Origin of the sequence: Streptomyces sp. R44, assembly GCF_041053105.1 — a bacterium.
Taxonomy (GTDB): domain Bacteria; phylum Actinomycetota; class Actinomycetes; order Streptomycetales; family Streptomycetaceae; genus Streptomyces.
Genome location: NZ_CP163444.1, coordinates 5105045 through 5121208, shown reverse-complemented (window position 1 = coordinate 5121208; position 16164 = coordinate 5105045). Strand labels below are relative to the sequence as shown.

Sequence of the window (16164 nt, the reverse complement as noted above, 5' to 3'; positions counted from 1 at the left end):
GAAGGAGCGACGAGTACTGTGGGACTCGCTTCCGGTCCTCCCGACGGGAGGCGCGCAGCATCGGCACTCAACCGAGCAACTTGGACAGTCTGCCATACGGGGCCTTCCGGCCGCCAATCGGGGGCGAAGACTGTACCCCACGTCACGTAGACCCATGCGCGCGGGCGCATGCGCCCGCCGCGCGCGCCCTCTCCCCCGTCCTCCGGACGGTCAGCCCAGGCGCCGGGCCCGCTCCGTCAGATGCCGCCGCTCGGGCGCGCTGGTGGTGTGGCGGGCCGCCTCGCGGTAGGCCGCGGCCGCCCCCTCCCCGTCGCCGAGGAGTTCGAGCAGGTGCGCGCGGGTCGCGAGGAGGCGGTGGTTCCTGGCGAGCCGCCGGTCCTCCGCCAGGCCGTCCAGCAGATCGAGGCCGGCCCGCGGGCCGTGCACCATGGCGACGGCGACCGCGCGGTTGAGGGTGACCATCGGATTCGGCCCGGTCCGCTCCAGGAGCTCGTACAGGGCGAGGATCTGCGGCCAGTCCGTGGCCTCGGCGGAGGCGGCCTCGTCGTGCACCGCCGCGATCGCCGCCTGGAGTTGGTACGGGCCGACCCGGCCCTGCGGCAGGGTGCGGCTGATCAGCTCCACGCCCTCGGCGATCAGAGCGCCGTCCCAGCTCCCCCGGTCCTGCTCCGCGAGCGGTACGAGTTCCCCGTGCGGGCCCGTGCGGGCCGTGCGGCGGGCGTCGGTGAGCAGCATCAGCGCGAGCAGGCCCGCCGTCTCGGTGTCCTCGGGGACGAGCCGGTGCAGCATCCGGGCGAGCCGGATCGCCTCGGTGGAGAGCTCGGGCGCGGTGAGCTCGTCGCCGCCGCTGGCCGTGTAGCCCTCGTTGAAGACCAGGTACAGCACGTGCCGCACCTCGGCGAGGCGGGCGGTGCGGTCCTCGCCCTCGGGCGGTACGAGGGACAGGCCGCCGTCCTTGATCGCCTGCTTGGCCCGGCTGATCCGCTGCGCCATGGTCGGCTCGGGCACGAGGAAGGCGGCGGCGATCTGCGCGGTGGTGAGGCCGCCGACGGCGCGCAGGGTGAGCGCGATCCGGCTGGGCGGCGACAGGTCCGGGTGACAGCAGAGGAAGAGCAGCGACAGGGAGTCGTCCCGGTCGCCGGCCGGAGTGTCGTCGGCGGCGTGCGCGAGGAGCGCGGAGTCCGGGGTGGCGAGCGCGACGGCGTCCTCACGGCGCCGGCGCGCGGCCTCGCTGCGCACCTGGTCGACGTACTTGCGGTGGGCGACGGTCAGCAGCCACGCGCGCGCGTGCTCGGGGACCCCCTCCTGCGGCCACTGTCGCGCGGCGGCGATCAGGGCCTCCTGGACGGCGTCCTCGCAGAGGTCGAAGTCGCCGAACCGGCGGACGAGCGTGCCGAGGACCTGCGGCGCGCAGGCGCGCAGCAGGTCCTCGATGTCGTGCGTGCCGCTCACACGTCCGCCGCGGACTCGTGCAGGACCGGCCAGAGCTCGACGGGGTCGACGTCCGCGAAGGGCATGTCCGCGGCGATCTCCTGGGCGCGCTCCAGGCTGTCGCAGTCGAGCAGGTAGAAGCTGGCCAGGTACTCCTTGGTCTCCAGGTACGGGCCGTCGGTGACCGCGGGGACCCCGCCCTCGCGCCGGACGAGCTGGGCGGCGGCCGCGTCGGCGAGGCCGTACGCGCCGATCAGCTCGCCGCTCTCCCGGTACCTGCGGTTGAAGGCCTCCTGCCGGGCGATCGCCTCGGGCCAGGCCTCGGCCGGGAAGGAGTCCCACTTGGCCTGGTTGCCGTAGATCATCGCGACGTACTTCATCTCGGGTGTCCTCCCCGTCCCGCCCGCCCCGGTGGCGCGCTGTCACCCTTCGGTCGGAACCAGGATCGGCCTCTCGACATCCGGCCGCACGATTTCGGAGATCTTTTCCGGCGATCTTCCCGGCGGCCCCGCCCGGCGCACAACCGGCTCACTCGCAAATCCGTCTTCCAGTGGACCGATTGAGCGAAAGGCCCTGTCGTGCACACTCCACCCCGTCGGCGGACGGTCCTCGCCGCCGCCCTCGCGGTCACCGCGGCCGCCGCCGGGTGTTCCGTACCGGAGCCGCGCCGGACAGCGCCGACCGCCGATCCGGCGCCGGGCAAGCCGATCGACCCGGCGCGGGCCCGGCGGGCGCTGCTCCTGCAGTTCTCGGCGCATCCGGACGACGACCTGTACTTCATGAACCCGGACACCCAGCGGCTGCTCGACGCGGGCGTCCCGCTCGTCTCCGTGTATGTGACGGCGGGCGAGCACACCGGCCGGAACCGGATCGCGGGGATGCCCGAGACTCCCCCGGACCGGGCGGCCTACTCCTCCGCCCGCCACCAGGGCCTGCGCCAGTCGTACGCGGTGGCGCTCGGCCTCCCGGCCTTCACGCCGTGGCGGCGGGAGGTCCTGACGCTCCCCGGCGGCCGGCGGGCCGAGATCGACACCCTCGCGCACGGCACCCGCAGGATCGAACTCGTCTTCCTCAACCTGCCGATGCACACCGCCCGCCGCTACATGGCCGTGCCCGCGCTCTGGCAGGACCGGGCCCTGGAGCTGCGCACCCATCTGTCGGCCGGCTCCCCCGTCACCCGCGCCGACACCTACGACTACGACCGGCTGGTCGACGTCCTCGTGGGGCTGCTCCGCCGCTACCGGCCCACGGTCGTGCACACCCTGGACCCGGACCCCGACATCCAGCGGAGCCCGGAGGCCACCCGGCAGCGGGACTCCGAGCAGCCGGGCTACTCGGACCACGGGGACCACACGGCGGTCGCCTCCTTCACCTGGGCCGCGCTGTGCCGCTGGGTCACCGACGCCGTACGGGACGGCGAACCCATACCGGCCTTCACGACCACCGCCTTCCGCGGCTACTACAACCGGCACTGGCCCAAGAACCTCCCCCCGGCGGTGCTCGCGGAGAAGGCGGCCCGGCTCGTCCCGTACGGCGGGGCCCCCTCCTGGCAGTGCGGGAACCCCTCGGGCTGCGGCGACTACGGCGTCGGCGGCGACCGGCCGCTGACCAACCGCAAGGGCTGGGTCCGCTCCACCCACCACCGCTGGCCCGGCGCCGCCCCGGCGCTCGCCGAGGAGCCGGACGGCCGGCTCGCCGCGTACGGGGTGCTCGGGCTGCGCGCGGTCCGCTGGCGGGAGTCGGCGCCCGGCGTCTGGGGCGAGCCGGTGGACCTGGGCGGCGGCCCGCTCGCGCCGGCGCTCGGCTCGGCGGTCCTCCCCGACGGCCGGGTGCTGCTGCTCGGCGTGCGGTTCGCCGCGCTCGACGGGCACGGCGGGGCCAACCGGCGCGAGGTGGTGCTCCTGGAGCAGCGCTCCCCCGGCGGCGGCTTCCTGGCCTGGCGGGGCCTGGGGAATCCGGAGCGCTCGGACGACCTGGGCCGCCGGATCGGCGCCCCGGTGGCGGTGACGGCCCCCGACGGCCGGGTCCACCTCTTCGTACGGAACGCGGACAAGGGCGTCTCCACGCGCGTGCGTGCGGGTGACGGCTCCTGGTCCCCGTGGCGGCCGCTCCCCGGCGACGCGGAGGTCCAGGACGGCCTGGCGGTGTCGACGGACCCGGCCGGCCGGGTGCATGTGTACGCGGCGGGGCGGGAGTCCGTACGGCACTGGCTGGACGGGGTGCCGCGGTCCGCGCGGCTGCCGCTCTCCGGGTCCGCGGTGGCGAGCGCGGCCGGCGAGCTCTGGTTCCGGGCGCCCGCGGCCGCGCGGCTGACCGGCCCGGCGGGAGACGCCGGCCTCGACGGGTACGGGGACGTGGTCGCCGCGCGGTCCCCGGCGCACGGGACCGTGCTCCTCGGCACGGACGGGAAGGGCCGGACGGTGTTCAGGGCCGGCGGCCGGCTCCGTACCCGTACCGGGAAGGGGCCGGCCGCGCTCCACCTGGGCGCGCGCGGGGTGACCGTGGTGGGCCTGGGTGCGGACGGCCACCCGTGGAGCTGGCGGCCGTAGCGCCGCCCGGGAACGCGAGAAGGCCCCGCACCTTTCGGTGCGGGGCCTTCCCTCACTGCTCAGCAGCTCGTAGGAGCTACCAGGTCAGTTCAAGATCAGGCAGTGATCTTGACGACCTGGCCGGCGCCGACGGTCCGGCCACCCTCACGGATGGCGAACTTGAGGCCCTCCTCCATGGCGACGGGCTGGATCAGCTCGACGGACATGGCGGTGTTGTCGCCCGGCATGACCATCTCGGTGCCCTCGGGGAGGGTCACGACGCCGGTCACGTCCGTGGTACGGAAGTAGAACTGCGGGCGGTAGTTGTTGAAGAACGGGGTGTGACGGCCACCCTCGTCCTTCGACAGGATGTAGGCCTGGGCCTCGAAGTTCGTGTGCGGCGTGACCGAACCCGGCTTGATGATGACCTGGCCGCGCTCGACGTCCTCGCGCTTGATGCCACGGAGGAGCAGACCGACGTTCTCACCGGCCTGGCCCTCGTCGAGCAGCTTGCGGAACATCTCGATGCCGGTGACCGTGGTGGTGGTCTTCTCGGTCTTGATGCCGATGATGTCGACGGTCTCGTTGACCTTGAGGACACCACGCTCGATACGACCGGTGACGACGGTGCCACGACCGGTGATCGTGAAGACGTCCTCGATCGGCATCAGGAACGGCTTGTCGACGTCACGCTCGGGCTGCGGGATCGACTCGTCGACGGCGTGCATGAGGCCGAGAAGCTTCTCGCCCCACTCCTTGTCGCCCTCGAGCGCCTTGAGCGCCGAGACACGGACGACCGGCAGGTCGTCGCCCGGGAACTCGTACTCGGAGAGGAGCTCACGGACCTCGAGCTCGACGAGCTCCAGGATCTCCTCGTCGTCCACCATGTCGGCCTTGTTCAGGGCGACGACGATGTACGGAACGCCGACCTGGCGAGCAAGGAGGACGTGCTCCTTGGTCTGCGGCATCGGGCCGTCGGTGGCGGCGACCACGAGGATGGCGCCGTCCATCTGCGCGGCACCCGTGATCATGTTCTTGATGTAGTCAGCGTGACCGGGGCAGTCGACGTGCGCGTAGTGACGCGACTCCGTCTGGTACTCGACGTGCGCGATCGAGATGGTGATACCGCGCTGGCGCTCCTCGGGAGCCTTGTCGATCTGGTCGAAGGCCGAGGCCTCGTTCAGGTCCGGGTACGCGTCGTGCAGCACCTTGGTAATGGCGGCCGTGAGGGTCGTCTTACCGTGGTCGATGTGACCGATGGTGCCGATGTTGACGTGCGGCTTAGTCCGCTCGAACTTCGCCTTCGCCACTGGTTCCTCCTGTGGAGTGGTTCTGTACGCCTTGCTTCATCGGCGCCAGGTGATCTTTGCTGGGATGCCAGTAAACCGGGGCCCGATCCCTCGGGTTTCGGGGGGCTGAGCCCCGGCGACTGGTGTCAAGCCTAAAGCGTGAACTCGGGAGAGTTACTCGCCCTTGGCCTTCGCGATGATCTCCTCGGCGACGTTCCGCGGAACCTCGGCGTAGGAGTCGAACTGCATCGAGTAGCTTGCGCGACCCGAGGTCTTGCTGCGGAGGTCTCCGACGTAGCCGAACATCTCCGAGAGCGGCACGAGGCCCTTCACGACGCGGGCGCCGCTGCGCTCCTCCATGGCCTGGATCTGGCCACGGCGGGAGTTGATGTCACCGATGACCTCGCCCATGTAGTCCTCGGGCGTGACGACCTCAACGGCCATCATGGGCTCGAGAATGACGGGAGAAGCCTTGCGCGCGGCCTCCTTGAAGGCCTGCGAACCGGCGATCTTGAACGCGAGCTCGGAGGAGTCGACCTCGTGGTAGGCACCGTCGAGAAGGATGACGCGGACGCCAGTCATCTCGTAGCCGGCCAGGATGCCGAACTGCATGGCCTCCTGCGCACCCGCGTCGACCGAAGGGATGTACTCCTTCGGGATGCGGCCACCGGTGACCTTGTTCACGAACTCGTAGGAGGCGTCGCCACCCTCGATGGGCTCGATCGCGATCTGCACCTTGGCGAACTGACCGGTACCACCGGTCTGCTTCTTGTGGGTGAAGTCCACGCGCTCGACGGCCTTGCGGATCGTCTCGCGGTACGCGACCTGCGGCTTGCCGACGTTCGCCTCGACCTTGAACTCGCGACGCATGCGGTCGACGAGGATGTCGAGGTGAAGCTCGCCCATACCACCGATGATGGTCTGGCCGGTCTCCTCGTCCGAGTGGACCTGGAAGGAGGGGTCCTCCTCCGCGAGACGCTGGATGGCGACACCCAGCTTCTCCTGGTCACCCTTGGACTTGGGCTCGATGGCGACCTGGATGACCGGGGCCGGGAAGTCCATGGACTCCAGGATGACCGGGTTCTTCTCGTCGCACAGCGTCTCACCGGTGGTGGTCTGCTTGAGGCCCATGACGGCGACGATGTCGCCGGCGCCCACCGAGTCGATCTCCTCACGCTTGTTCGCGTGCATGCGGTAGATCTTGCCGATGCGCTCCTTCTTGCCCTTGACGGAGTTCAGCACCGCGGTGCCGGCCTCCAGGCGACCGGAGTAGATCCGGACGAAGGTGAGCTTGCCGAGGTGCGGGTCGCTCGCGATCTTGAACGCGAGGGCCGACAGCGGCTCGTCGTCGGACGGCTTGCGCTTCACGACGACCTCGGCGTCCTTGACGTCGTGGCCCTCGATGGCCTCGACGTCCAGGGGCGAGGGGAGGTAACGGACGACAGCGTCGAGCAGGGGCTGAACGCCCTTGTTCTTGAACGCGGTGCCGCAGAAGACGGGGGTGACCGTCTTCTCGCCGTTGCCCTTGCCGGACGCGATGGTGATGCGGCGGACGGCAGCGTAGAGCTGCTCCTCGGTGGGCTCGACGCCCTCGAGGAAGAGCTCCATGAGCTCCTCGTCGTTCTCCGCGACGGTCTCGACGAGCTTGGCGCGGTACTCCTCGGCCTGCTCGAGCTTGTCCGCCGGGATGTCGACGACGTCGTACATCTCACCCTTGCTGGCCTCGGCGGACCAGACAAGCGCCTTCATGCGGACCAGGTCGATGACGCCCTGGAAGTCCATCTCGGCGCCGATCGGGAGCTGCATGACGATCGGGACGGCGCCGAGGCGGTCCACGATCATGTCGACGCAGCGGAGGAACTCGGCGCCCGTGCGGTCGAGCTTGTTGACGAAGCAGATGCGCGGCACGCCGTAGCGGTCCGCCTGACGCCAGACAGTCTCGGACTGGGGCTCGACACCGGCCACACCGTCGAACACGGTGACAGCACCGTCGAGCACGCGCAGCGAACGCTCCACCTCGACGGTGAAGTCGACGTGACCCGGCGTGTCGATGATGTTGATCGTGTGATCGACATTCTCGAGCGGCCAGTGGCAGGTCGTCGCGGCAGACGTGATCGTGATGCCGCGCTCCTGCTCCTGCTCCATCCAGTCCATCGTGGCAGCGCCGTCGTGGACTTCACCGATCTTGTACGAGACACCGGTGTAGAACAGGATCCGCTCGGTGGTGGTCGTCTTGCCCGCGTCGATGTGGGCCATGATGCCGATGTTGCGCACCTTGGCCAGGTCAAGCGAAGTGGTAGCCATATCGGCTCAGTCTTCTCTCGGTCTCGATGTGGGTTGCGACTACCAGCGGTAGTGCGCGAAGGCCTTGTTGGACTCGGCCATCTTGTGCGTGTCCTCACGCTTCTTGACCGCAGCGCCGAGACCGTTGGAGGCGTCCAGGAGCTCGTTCATGAGGCGCTCGGTCATGGTCTTCTCGCGACGGGCGCGGGAGTAACCGACGAGCCAGCGGAGGGCCAGCGTGGACGCGCGGCCCGGCTTGACCTCGATCGGCACCTGGTAGGTGGCGCCACCGACACGGCGGGACTTGACCTCGAGGGCCGGCTTGACGTTCTCGAGAGCGCGCTTCAGCGTGATGACCGGGTCCTGGCCGGTCTTCTCACGAAGACCCTCCATGGCGCCGTACACGATGCGCTCGGCGGTGGAACGCTTGCCGTCCAGCAGGATCTTGTTGATCAGCGAGGTGACAAGAGGAGAGCTGTAGACCGGGTCGATGATGACCGGGCGCTTCGGGGCGGGGCCCTTACGAGGCATTCTTACTTCTCCTTCTTGGCGCCGTAGCGGCTGCGAGCCTGCTTACGGTTCTTGACGCCCTGCGTGTCGAGGGAACCGCGGATGATCTTGTAGCGAACACCCGGCAGGTCCTTCACACGGCCACCGCGCACGAGCACGATGGAGTGCTCCTGCAGGTTGTGACCCTCACCCGGGATGTAGGCCGTGACCTCGATGCCCGAGGTCAGACGCACACGCGCGACCTTACGGAGGGCCGAGTTCGGCTTCTTCGGGGTGGTCGTGAACACACGCGTGCAGACGCCGCGACGCTGAGGGGAACCCTCGAGTGCGGGCGTCTTGTTCTTCTCGACCTTGTCCTGCCGGCCCTTACGGACCAGCTGCTGGATCGTAGGCACTACTTCTCCGGTTTCTGTGTGCCGTCGGTAAAACTAACCTGGAACATTCGCCGACCCACGCGGTCGGGTGTGTCGAATCTCGCGGACCTCCGCACGGGGCGGAAAAGGCGCGGATCACGGTGGCCGATATATGACTCGCCGTGCGGTTGAGGACACGCACGGGAGCCCAGGCACACCCCAGGCACAAGGCATGAGCGTACCTATCGCATGGACTCCGGTCAAAACAAATGCCCACGCGCTCCCGCCCCCGGCCGGAGCGGACCGGGGGCGGGAGCGCGCCCGGTCAGTCCCGGGCCGTGCGGCGGGGCTCGGCGGCCTCGCCGGCGGCGGCGCCGGTGTCGACGTCGGGCTCCAGGAACTGGTTCACGACCTTGACGAAGACGCCCATCCGCTCGTCGGGCACGCCCAGCCAGCGGGCGAAGTCCTCCATCGAGGGCTGCCAGTCGCTCGGCGGCAGCAGGTCCGCCGCCATCGGGAGTTCCTCGGGGGTCACGCGACCGGACCGGATGAGCATGTCGCGGACCGAGACGCCGAGCAGCGGGGCGATCCGGCGCATGGTCTCCAGGTCGGGCATGCTCTGCCGCTGCAGCAGGCGCGTGACGGCCGCGCGGTGGACACCGGCCTCGTCCGCGATCCGGGACTTGCCGCCGCCGCGCGGGCTGTCGATGTCGTAGCCGCGCTGTCTCATCAGGCCTTCGACCCAGCCTGCGAATTCGTCGAGCCCTTGAGTGCTCATGTGTACCGCTCCTCGCTCCCCACCCTCCGGATCCCATACCTTAGCGTGCTTGCGCGCACGGAATTACGTGCTTTCGGGCACGCAATCGTGTCGAATCGGTGAAGAGGGGTCCACGGCCCTTCGGATTTTTGTTGCGCGCTCGCACGCAACGTGTAAGTCTGGCTCGCCGCCGCACTCGTCGGCCCCCTGAGCCCCAGGCGCCCCACCGGCCCCGTGGTCGGCCCGGGCGGGCCCCGGACCGTGGAGAACCCCTTGTTCCATCCCGACCCGTCCCCCTGGCAGGCCTCCGCCGCGTGCGCCGGCCTCTCCCCGTCCGTCGTCTTCGCCCGCCGCGCCAAGGAGGCGGCCCCGGCCCTGCGGGCCTGCGCCTCCTGCCCCGTGCGGAACGAGTGCGAGACGGCGGTGGCCCCGGCCGAGAGCTACTTCGACGGTGTCTGCGCGGGCCGCCTCTGGCGCAACGGCCGCCCGGCGGACGCCCACCGCGTGGCCAAGGCCCTCGCGAAGACGGGAAGCGGCCGCCGTGACTGACGACACCACGCCCGCGCGCCCGGCCGGCGAGGTCTCCCCCACGGACCCCGCCGTCGCGCTCGTGCTGCGGGACATCGCGCTCTGGACCGCCTCCCTCGTACGACAGTTCCCCGAGCTCGCCGAGGAGCTCGCGCCCGGCCGGCGCGGGCCCGCCGGCACCGCGCCCGCCCCCTCCCCGGCCGGCCGTGACGAGCTGATCCGCGAGGAGCGCCGGGAGGCGCTGCTGCTCCAGCAGCGGCACGGGCTCGCCGTCCCCGGCCACGGGGCCGCCCCGATCCGGCTGCACGTCTCCGACGCCATCCGCGACATCACCGACGGGGTGGTGGAGCTGGAGGAGGCGGTGTGCGCCCGGCTCACGCTCCCCCGTCCGCCCCGCGCCGGCGTGATCGACCGGCTCCGGCGCCTCGTGGGCCTGCTCGACCCGATCGCGGCCCACCCGGACCTGGCCCGGCACGTGCGGGACGAGATCCGCAGGATGGCCCGGCGCTGCGCGAGGACGCTCGGCGACTCGGAGACGATCGTGCGGGTCTCGGGCCGCTGCCCCTGGTGCGACTCGGTGTCGCTGCGGGCGTTCCCCGACCGGCGCGCGGTGCTGTGCGTGAACCCGGCCTGTGTCTGCACGGACGAGGTGTGCGGCTGCCAGGACGACCCCGCCTACCGGCACCTGTGGCCGGAGGAGCGGTGGGAGGAGCTGTCGGAGGCGTCGGGGACCCGTACCGAGGAGATCGAGGCGGCGATGGACGACCCGAAGGAGACCTCATGCTGAGCTCGCCCGCACTGCCCACCCTGGTCCCCGGCCCGCTGGCGGCCGAGGAGGCGGGGGTGGCGCCCGCGACGATCCGCAAGTGGGTCCAGCTGGGCCATCTGCGGGCCGCGGGCCGGGCGGGCCGCGCGCAGCTCTTCCGCCTGGAGGACGTCTTCGCGGCCGAGCGGCTGGCCCGCCGCCGCCCCCGTACCGCCTGACCGCCCGTCACCGCAGCGCCCCGAGTCCGGTCTTCCGGACCCGGGGCGCTTCGTCATGCCGCCAGGAAGCGGCGGAGCGAGTCGGCGAGGACCGTGGCGAAGCGCTCGCGGGTCTCCTCGGGCACGCGGTCGAGGGAGAGGTACGGGTTGAGGTCCTCCAGCTCGACGAGGAGCAGCTCGCCGCCGGGGGCGCGGCAGGCGTCGACGCGCTGGATGCCGTGGTCGAGGGTGTTCCAGTCGATGAAGCGGCGGGCGAAGGCGAGGTCGTCGGCGGTCGGTTCGTACGGCTCCAGGACCCAGCGGCGCTCGGGGTCGGGGGCGTACAGGGCGTACTGGAAGAGGTCGTCGACGAAGTAGAAGGAGACCTCGTACCGGAAGTCGACGCGCGGCTGGACCAGCACGTCGCCGTAGGCGAGACCGGCGAGCTCTGTGAGGTCTTCGTACCGGACGAAACGCAGCCCTATGGAGTCGGCGCCGGCCTTGGGCTTGACCGCGTACCGCTCGGCCTCGGGCAGGCGGTGGAGGTCCTCGGGCCGGTCGGCGGTGGGGATGACGGGGTGGCCGGCGGCGGTGAGGTCGAGGAGGTACTGCTTGCCGGCCATGTCGCCGCGGCCGTGGAGCGGGTTGTAGACGCGGGTTCCGCGGGCCAGGGCCTGCGTGCGGAAGGCCTCGTACTCCTTCTGGTAGCCGAGGACCGGGCCGCTGTTGCGGACGACGACGGCGTCGAAGGCGTCCATGAGGGCGGCGGCGTCGAGCGGGTGGCAGAGCGCCAGGTCGAAGTTCTCGCGGAGCCGGGCGGTGAGGTGGATGTCCTCGTCGCAGTAGCGGCGGCCCCGGGCCGGGTAGGCGAGGTCGGTCACGTAGAGCAGGCGGGGGCGGGCGGACACGGGGCGGCTCCTGGGTCGGGGCCGTTCAACCTATCGGGGGCCCGTACAGCCGCCCGCCCGCAGGGTCACGAGCACATCGCATCCAGAACTAGTTGCGTGCGCGCACGCTCCCTGTCACAGTTGGTGCAGCGGCGGAGCTGTGCCCGCGAGACGGGCCGCAGTCTCCGCCGTACGCCGTCCGGGAGCGCTCCGCGCCCCCGCCCCTCCCCCGCGTCGAGCGCCCCGGGCGGCCCCCGTACCGCCCGTCCCGCCTCCCCTTCTCCCGAGGAGAACCGTCATGACCACTCCCCCGAGTGCGTTCCCGGACGTCGAGAAGCTGGTCGTCGACGTCCTCAAGGCCGACCCGGCGATGGCCGGCGTCACGGTCGCCGTCCAGGCGCCGGCCGGCTTCGACGGCACGCAGAACGCCGTCCTGGTGAACCGCCGCGGCGGCGCCTGGATCGGCGACCTGCACGTCGACAAGCCGCTGATCGAGTTCGAGGTGTACGGGCCGACCAAGAACGCGGCCCACGTCCTCGCCAACGCCGCCCGGCGGGCGCTGCTCGCCACCATCGGCAAGCAGCTCGGCGCCACCTTCGTCAGCGACGTCGAGGAGCAGGACGGGCCGCGCTGGATGCCCGACTACCTCTACCGGGGCGCCAACCGCTACCTCTGCGTCATCCAGCTCTCGCTGAACGTCTTCTAGCCACCCGGCCCGGGGACACCCAGCGACCCACAGACCAGGCCTCGCCATTCGGCGGGGCCTTTGCCGTACCCGGATCAGCCGACCCGGGGCGGCCTTCTCACCCAACCCAAGGAGAAACCCACCATGGCCGGAAACAACTCCGCTGAGATCCGCGTCGCAGGCATCGGCAAGCTCTACGTCGCCGACGCCGGCACCTCCCTCCCCGCCACCTTCGGCACGGACTCCGCCGCCGACTGGTCCGGCGCGGGCTGGAAGGACCTCGGCTTCACCTCCGGCGACGGCGTCACGTTCTCGAAGAAGGACAAGCTGGAGGCCATCGACTCGTGGCAGTCGGTCTCCCCGGTCCACTACATCTACTCGAGCCGTGACCTGTCGCTGAAGTTCTCGCTGCTCCAGTTCAACGAGGACACGCTGCCGTTCTTCATGGGCGGCGACGCGGTGAAGGCCGAGCCGACCCCGGCGGTCGACACCTACCGGTACGAGATCGCCGAGCGTCCGTTCGCGGACGTCCGCGCCCTCGGCCTGGAGTTCACCGACGTCAAGGCCGGTGGCACGACCGCGGTGAAGTACCGCTTCATCATCCCGCGCGGCCAGGTCACCGCGACCGACGACATCAAGCTGGCCCGCAAGGCGGCCTCCCAGCTGGGTGTCACCTTCACCGCCATGTCGAAGGGCGACGGCAAGCCGCTGGCGACCTTCCTCATGAAGGACAGCCAGTACTCCGCGACCGTCTGATCCTTCTCCACCCGGGGCGGGACGGCGCACCGCCGTCCCGCCCCACCCCTCTCCTCCTCACTCGATCGAACAAGGAGTACGCATCACCATGGCCCGTTTCGACGTCAACGCCGCCCGCGCCCAGCGACTGGAGGCCCACGGCCGCAGCTGGTCCTTCGAGCTGGACGGCGAGTCCTACACGCTTCCCACCGAGCTCTCCCGCAAGACCGCGAAGGCGCTGCGGAAGCTCGACGACAACGACGTGGACGGTCTGCTCGAACTCCTGATGGGTGAGGAGCAGTACGTCCGCTTCGAGGAGCACGACCTCACGATGCAGGACATCGCCGCGATCCTGGAGGCCTACGGCAAGGAGACCGGGCTCGGCCTGGGGGAAGACTGAGCCTCGTCGAGTTCGTCGACGAACACGCCGAGGCCCTTGAGGCGGACCTCCTCCGCTACTACGCCACCGATCTCCTCGACTGGCACCGGGGCGAGCTCTCCAGCCGGCGCCTGATGGTGATGATCAAGCACCTTCCGGCGGACGGCGCGGTGCAGCGCGAGATCCACGGCGAGTCGGCGGAGTGGTCGCTGACCGACCATCTCCTCGCCGCCACGGTGGACCATCTGGCCATCTCCAACTGGATGTTCCAGAGCGTCAACTCCGGTGAGGACGACGAGACCCCGGATCCGCCGAAGCCCGTTCCCCGTCCGGGTGTCACGGACGAGGACGAGGAGAAGCAGGACGGCGAGCCGACACAGGACGCGGCCGTCTCCCCGTCGGCCCTCGCCCGCTTCTTCGGCTGACGTGCGCCTTCGCCCCCGGATCCCGCTCCCCTCAGGAAGCGGGATCCGGGGGCGCTTCCTGTGCTCGTTCGGCGGCCAGCTCCTCCTCCAGGGTCCTGGCCCGTTCGGAGAGCCGGCGGCCGCGCCGCTCGGGGGTCCCTCCGGTCTGGCCGGGTACGCCGCTGAGCGGCGGCACGATCGGGCGGCCGCCCTTGCCGCGGACGACCTTCCGCACCGGCTGGGGGTTCCGGCGGGTGCGGCTCTCCTGGGCGCCGGCCCGGACCTCCGGCTCGGGCTCCGGCTCGGGCTCCGCCGTGCGCTCGGGCTCCGGCTCGTTCGCGGGCACGGGCGTCGGCACGGGCGTCGGCACGGACTCGGGCTCCGGCGCGTACTCCTCGTACTCCGGCTCGGAGCGCTGTTCGAACAGCTCGCGCTCCCGGCGGACGCGCTCCTCGGCGTCGACCACCACGGCCGGCGGTTCCATGAGCCGGGCGAAGGGCAGCGGGATGACGCGGGCGCCCTCGTGGTGGGCGTCCGTACGGCGCTGCGGGCGGCGTATTCCACGCGCGTCACCCTGCCCCTGTGCGTAGGCGTCGGCCACGCGCCGCTCGTACTCCCTGCGGATGCGGGGAAGTTCGTCGGAGACGGCCTCGGCCCAGCCGGCGGTGAACGCGGCGGTCTCGCGGCGGTCCACCTCGGCGCGGGGCAGCACGACGAGGTCCTCCGGGGCGTACCCGGCGACGTGGACGAGCTCGGCGAGCCGCGCGAAGAGATGGGGCAGGTCAGGGTGGGATTCGAGCCAGTCGATGACCTGCTCGCGCCGGTTACCTGCCGGCTCCGTGTCCATGCGTCAGCACTGCCTTCCAACCCCCTGGGGTCCCCACGCGCCCCTCGCGCCCCCGGCCCCCCGAATGAGTCAGGTCCGGGGAACGCGCCTTCCAGAGTACCCCGGTCGAACACAAGCTCTGTTCGAGGACCAACCCCCTCGGGGAACCCGCAAGAAGACACGCCGTCAGACGTTTCCCGCTCGACAAAACCCGAACAGGTGTTCCAAACTCTGTTCGCACAGTAGTTCGAACATGTGGTGCCCCCGCCTCACTCCGCGGCGCCGCCACGCACGCACGGGCAAGCAACCGGAAGGCAGGCGTCCATGACTCAGCAGGCCGAGGCATCGCGACCGCACATCCCGCTCCAGGACCGCCTCCGCCAGCTCCTCGACGGACCCGTCGCCCTCGACAAGAGAGCGTTGCTCGGCACGCTGTACGCCGAGGTCAGCCGGTACGAGACCCTCGCGTACACGGCGGGCTGGAACGACGCCCTCGCGACGGTGCGCCGCGGCTCCCGCCGGGACGACGACGCCTAGCCGCCCCCGCCGCCCCCAGACGAACGAGCCCCTGCCGCGACCGGCAGGGGCTTTTCGGCGCTTGGCCGTCACCGGCCGGAAGCGGAGCAAACCATGGCAGAAGTAACGACCGGGGATCTCCAGATCCAGATCGCCGGCCTCAGCCACAAACTACGGATCGTGGACGGAGGCTGGCTGCCCTCGACCAACTGGCTCAAAGAACACCTGATCGTCCCGGAGTTCAAAGACAAGTTCCTGGAGATCCACAAGGAGATCGTCAAGAACCCGGTTTCGGAGTACTGGGAAGCTGCCGGCTTCGACGGCATCGCCGCCGGCATCGAGAAGCTGTACGAGGGCGAGGGCCTCGGCACGGCCTTCAAGTACTGGATGTCGACCGGCGCCGGCGCCTTCGCGGCCATCGTCGTCGGCGGCATCGGCGTCTACCTCACGGGCAAGCTGACCAGCATCCAGCGGACCCTCCAGCAATGGGGCGACCCCAACCGCCTCATCCGCGCCTACGACGCGGACGGCAACATCACCCGGCAGAGCCGCACGGACGTCGAGGCCCGCGAGCGACGCGTCGCCAACGGCGGCACCAGCCTTGCCGACCTCCCCCCTACCGCGAACTTCGACGGGCTTCGCGCACAGCTCGAACTGCTGATCCCGCAGATGGAGAAGTTCAACGACAAGGCCCCCGCCTTCCTCCGCGACTTCGCCAAGCTGCCGAAGGAGAGCGCGGCCCGGAAGGCGGCCGAGGGCGTCAAGAAGGTCGCCGACGCCATCAAGGACGTCGACCACCAGCGCATGCCCCTGGTCTCCTCCGGCATGGGCAAGATCACCGGCGCCGTACGGAACTCGGACCCCAAGAAGACCAAGAAGTTCGCCGATGCCATAGGCAAGCTCAAGCTCGCCATGGACGGCCTCGACGTGAACAGCGTCCCCAAGGCGGGGACCCTCGGGCCGGCGGCCACGGCGGCCAGGGACCTCGCCCAGCACACCGGAACGCTCTCCGGGAGGATGCGCGACTTCGCCCAGGCGGTCCGCGATCTCAACGCCGAGATGGGCGGCGGCGCCGCCCCCAGCCACTGAC

Annotated in this window: 19 protein-coding genes; 10 read left to right on the top strand and 9 right to left on the bottom strand. The window is 70.7% G+C overall.

The window, feature by feature from the left end; genetic code table 11:
* Positions 1-210 precede the first annotated feature (210 nt).
* Entirely contained in the window at positions 211-1452 is a 1242-nt protein-coding gene (locus AB5J54_RS23925; RefSeq protein ID WP_369145965.1) for an RNA polymerase sigma factor, read from the bottom strand.
* A complete protein-coding gene (locus tag AB5J54_RS23920; protein ID WP_369145964.1) occupies positions 1449-1811 on the bottom strand; it encodes a YciI family protein in 363 nt (120 codons plus the stop codon). Before AB5J54_RS23920 ends, AB5J54_RS23925 begins: the two co-directional genes overlap by 4 nt.
* Before the next feature lie 198 nt (positions 1812-2009).
* On the opposite strand from AB5J54_RS23920, the gene AB5J54_RS23915 reads away from it, so the two are divergent.
* Positions 2010-3980, top strand: coding sequence for a PIG-L family deacetylase (locus AB5J54_RS23915; protein ID WP_369145963.1), 1971 nt, complete (start codon positions 2010-2012; stop codon positions 3978-3980).
* A 95-nt stretch (positions 3981-4075) separates the two neighbouring features.
* On the opposite strand, the gene tuf is transcribed toward AB5J54_RS23915, so the two are convergent.
* From tuf to AB5J54_RS23890, 5 genes are all read right to left on the bottom strand, one after another.
* Positions 4076-5269 (bottom strand): elongation factor Tu, encoded by a 1194-nt coding sequence (gene tuf, locus AB5J54_RS23910; RefSeq protein ID WP_369145962.1) that lies wholly within the window; start codon positions 5267-5269, stop codon positions 4076-4078.
* A gap of 153 nt (positions 5270-5422) precedes the next feature.
* The gene (fusA, locus tag AB5J54_RS23905) at positions 5423-7552 is read right to left on the bottom strand and encodes an elongation factor G (protein WP_369145961.1); all 2130 of its coding nucleotides are present in this window, start codon (positions 7550-7552) and stop codon (positions 5423-5425) included.
* Between the two features lie 39 nt (positions 7553-7591).
* Positions 7592-8062: a 30S ribosomal protein S7 gene (gene rpsG, locus AB5J54_RS23900; protein ID WP_015035567.1), complete on the bottom strand. Its 471-nt coding sequence runs from the start codon at positions 8060-8062 to the stop codon at positions 7592-7594.
* 2 nt (positions 8063-8064) lie between these two features.
* Positions 8065-8436, bottom strand: coding sequence for a 30S ribosomal protein S12 (rpsL, locus tag AB5J54_RS23895; protein WP_003948652.1), 372 nt, complete (start codon positions 8434-8436; stop codon positions 8065-8067).
* A gap of 283 nt (positions 8437-8719) precedes the next feature.
* Complete coding sequence (locus AB5J54_RS23890) at positions 8720-9172, bottom strand: helix-turn-helix domain-containing protein (protein ID WP_369145960.1); 453 nt, start codon at positions 9170-9172, stop codon at positions 8720-8722.
* Between the two features lie 252 nt (positions 9173-9424).
* On the opposite strand from AB5J54_RS23890, the gene AB5J54_RS23885 reads away from it, so the two are divergent.
* The 3 genes from AB5J54_RS23885 to AB5J54_RS23875 all read left to right on the top strand — a co-directional run bounded on the left by AB5J54_RS23885 (position 9425) and on the right by AB5J54_RS23875 (position 10663).
* Positions 9425-9700 carry a WhiB family transcriptional regulator gene (locus tag AB5J54_RS23885; RefSeq protein WP_369145959.1) on the top strand — a complete coding sequence of 92 codons (276 nt, stop codon included), beginning with the start codon at positions 9425-9427 and terminating at the stop codon, positions 9698-9700.
* A gap of 61 nt (positions 9701-9761) precedes the next feature.
* On the top strand, positions 9762-10466 hold the full coding sequence (locus AB5J54_RS23880) for a hypothetical protein (protein WP_369149438.1): 705 nt from the start codon (positions 9762-9764) through the stop codon (positions 10464-10466).
* The gene (locus tag AB5J54_RS23875) at positions 10460-10663 is read left to right on the top strand and encodes a hypothetical protein (protein WP_030687838.1); all 204 of its coding nucleotides are present in this window, start codon (positions 10460-10462) and stop codon (positions 10661-10663) included. The genes AB5J54_RS23880 and AB5J54_RS23875 overlap by 7 nt, the downstream gene beginning before the upstream one ends.
* 53 nt (positions 10664-10716) lie before the next feature.
* Here AB5J54_RS23875 and AB5J54_RS23870 read toward each other — a convergent pair whose 3' ends face one another.
* Positions 10717-11550, bottom strand: coding sequence for a hypothetical protein (locus AB5J54_RS23870; protein ID WP_369145958.1), 834 nt, complete (start codon positions 11548-11550; stop codon positions 10717-10719).
* 277 nt (positions 11551-11827) lie between these two features.
* On the opposite strand from AB5J54_RS23870, the gene AB5J54_RS23865 reads away from it, so the two are divergent.
* The 4 genes from AB5J54_RS23865 (at position 11828) to AB5J54_RS23850 (ending at position 13753) form a co-directional block, all read left to right on the top strand.
* Positions 11828-12235 (top strand): hypothetical protein, encoded by a 408-nt coding sequence (locus tag AB5J54_RS23865; protein WP_369145957.1) that lies wholly within the window; start codon positions 11828-11830, stop codon positions 12233-12235.
* A gap of 123 nt (positions 12236-12358) precedes the next feature.
* A complete protein-coding gene (locus AB5J54_RS23860; RefSeq protein ID WP_030687846.1) occupies positions 12359-12970 on the top strand; it encodes a hypothetical protein in 612 nt (203 codons plus the stop codon).
* Between the two features lie 88 nt (positions 12971-13058).
* A complete protein-coding gene (locus AB5J54_RS23855; protein WP_369145956.1) occupies positions 13059-13349 on the top strand; it encodes a hypothetical protein in 291 nt (96 codons plus the stop codon).
* Positions 13350-13462: 113 nt separating this feature from the next.
* Entirely contained in the window at positions 13463-13753 is a 291-nt protein-coding gene (locus AB5J54_RS23850) for a hypothetical protein (protein ID WP_369145955.1), read from the top strand.
* Between the two features lie 31 nt (positions 13754-13784).
* Here the strand turns inward: AB5J54_RS23850 and AB5J54_RS23845 are convergent, their stop codons facing one another.
* Entirely contained in the window at positions 13785-14579 is a 795-nt protein-coding gene (locus AB5J54_RS23845; protein ID WP_369145954.1) for a hypothetical protein, read from the bottom strand.
* A 303-nt stretch (positions 14580-14882) separates the two neighbouring features.
* On the opposite strand from AB5J54_RS23845, the gene AB5J54_RS23840 reads away from it, so the two are divergent.
* Positions 14883-15095, top strand: coding sequence for a hypothetical protein (locus tag AB5J54_RS23840; protein ID WP_369145953.1), 213 nt, complete (start codon positions 14883-14885; stop codon positions 15093-15095).
* Between the two features lie 93 nt (positions 15096-15188).
* Complete coding sequence (locus AB5J54_RS23835; protein WP_369145952.1) at positions 15189-16163, top strand: hypothetical protein; 975 nt, start codon at positions 15189-15191, stop codon at positions 16161-16163.
* Position 16164: the final 1 nt, after the last annotated feature.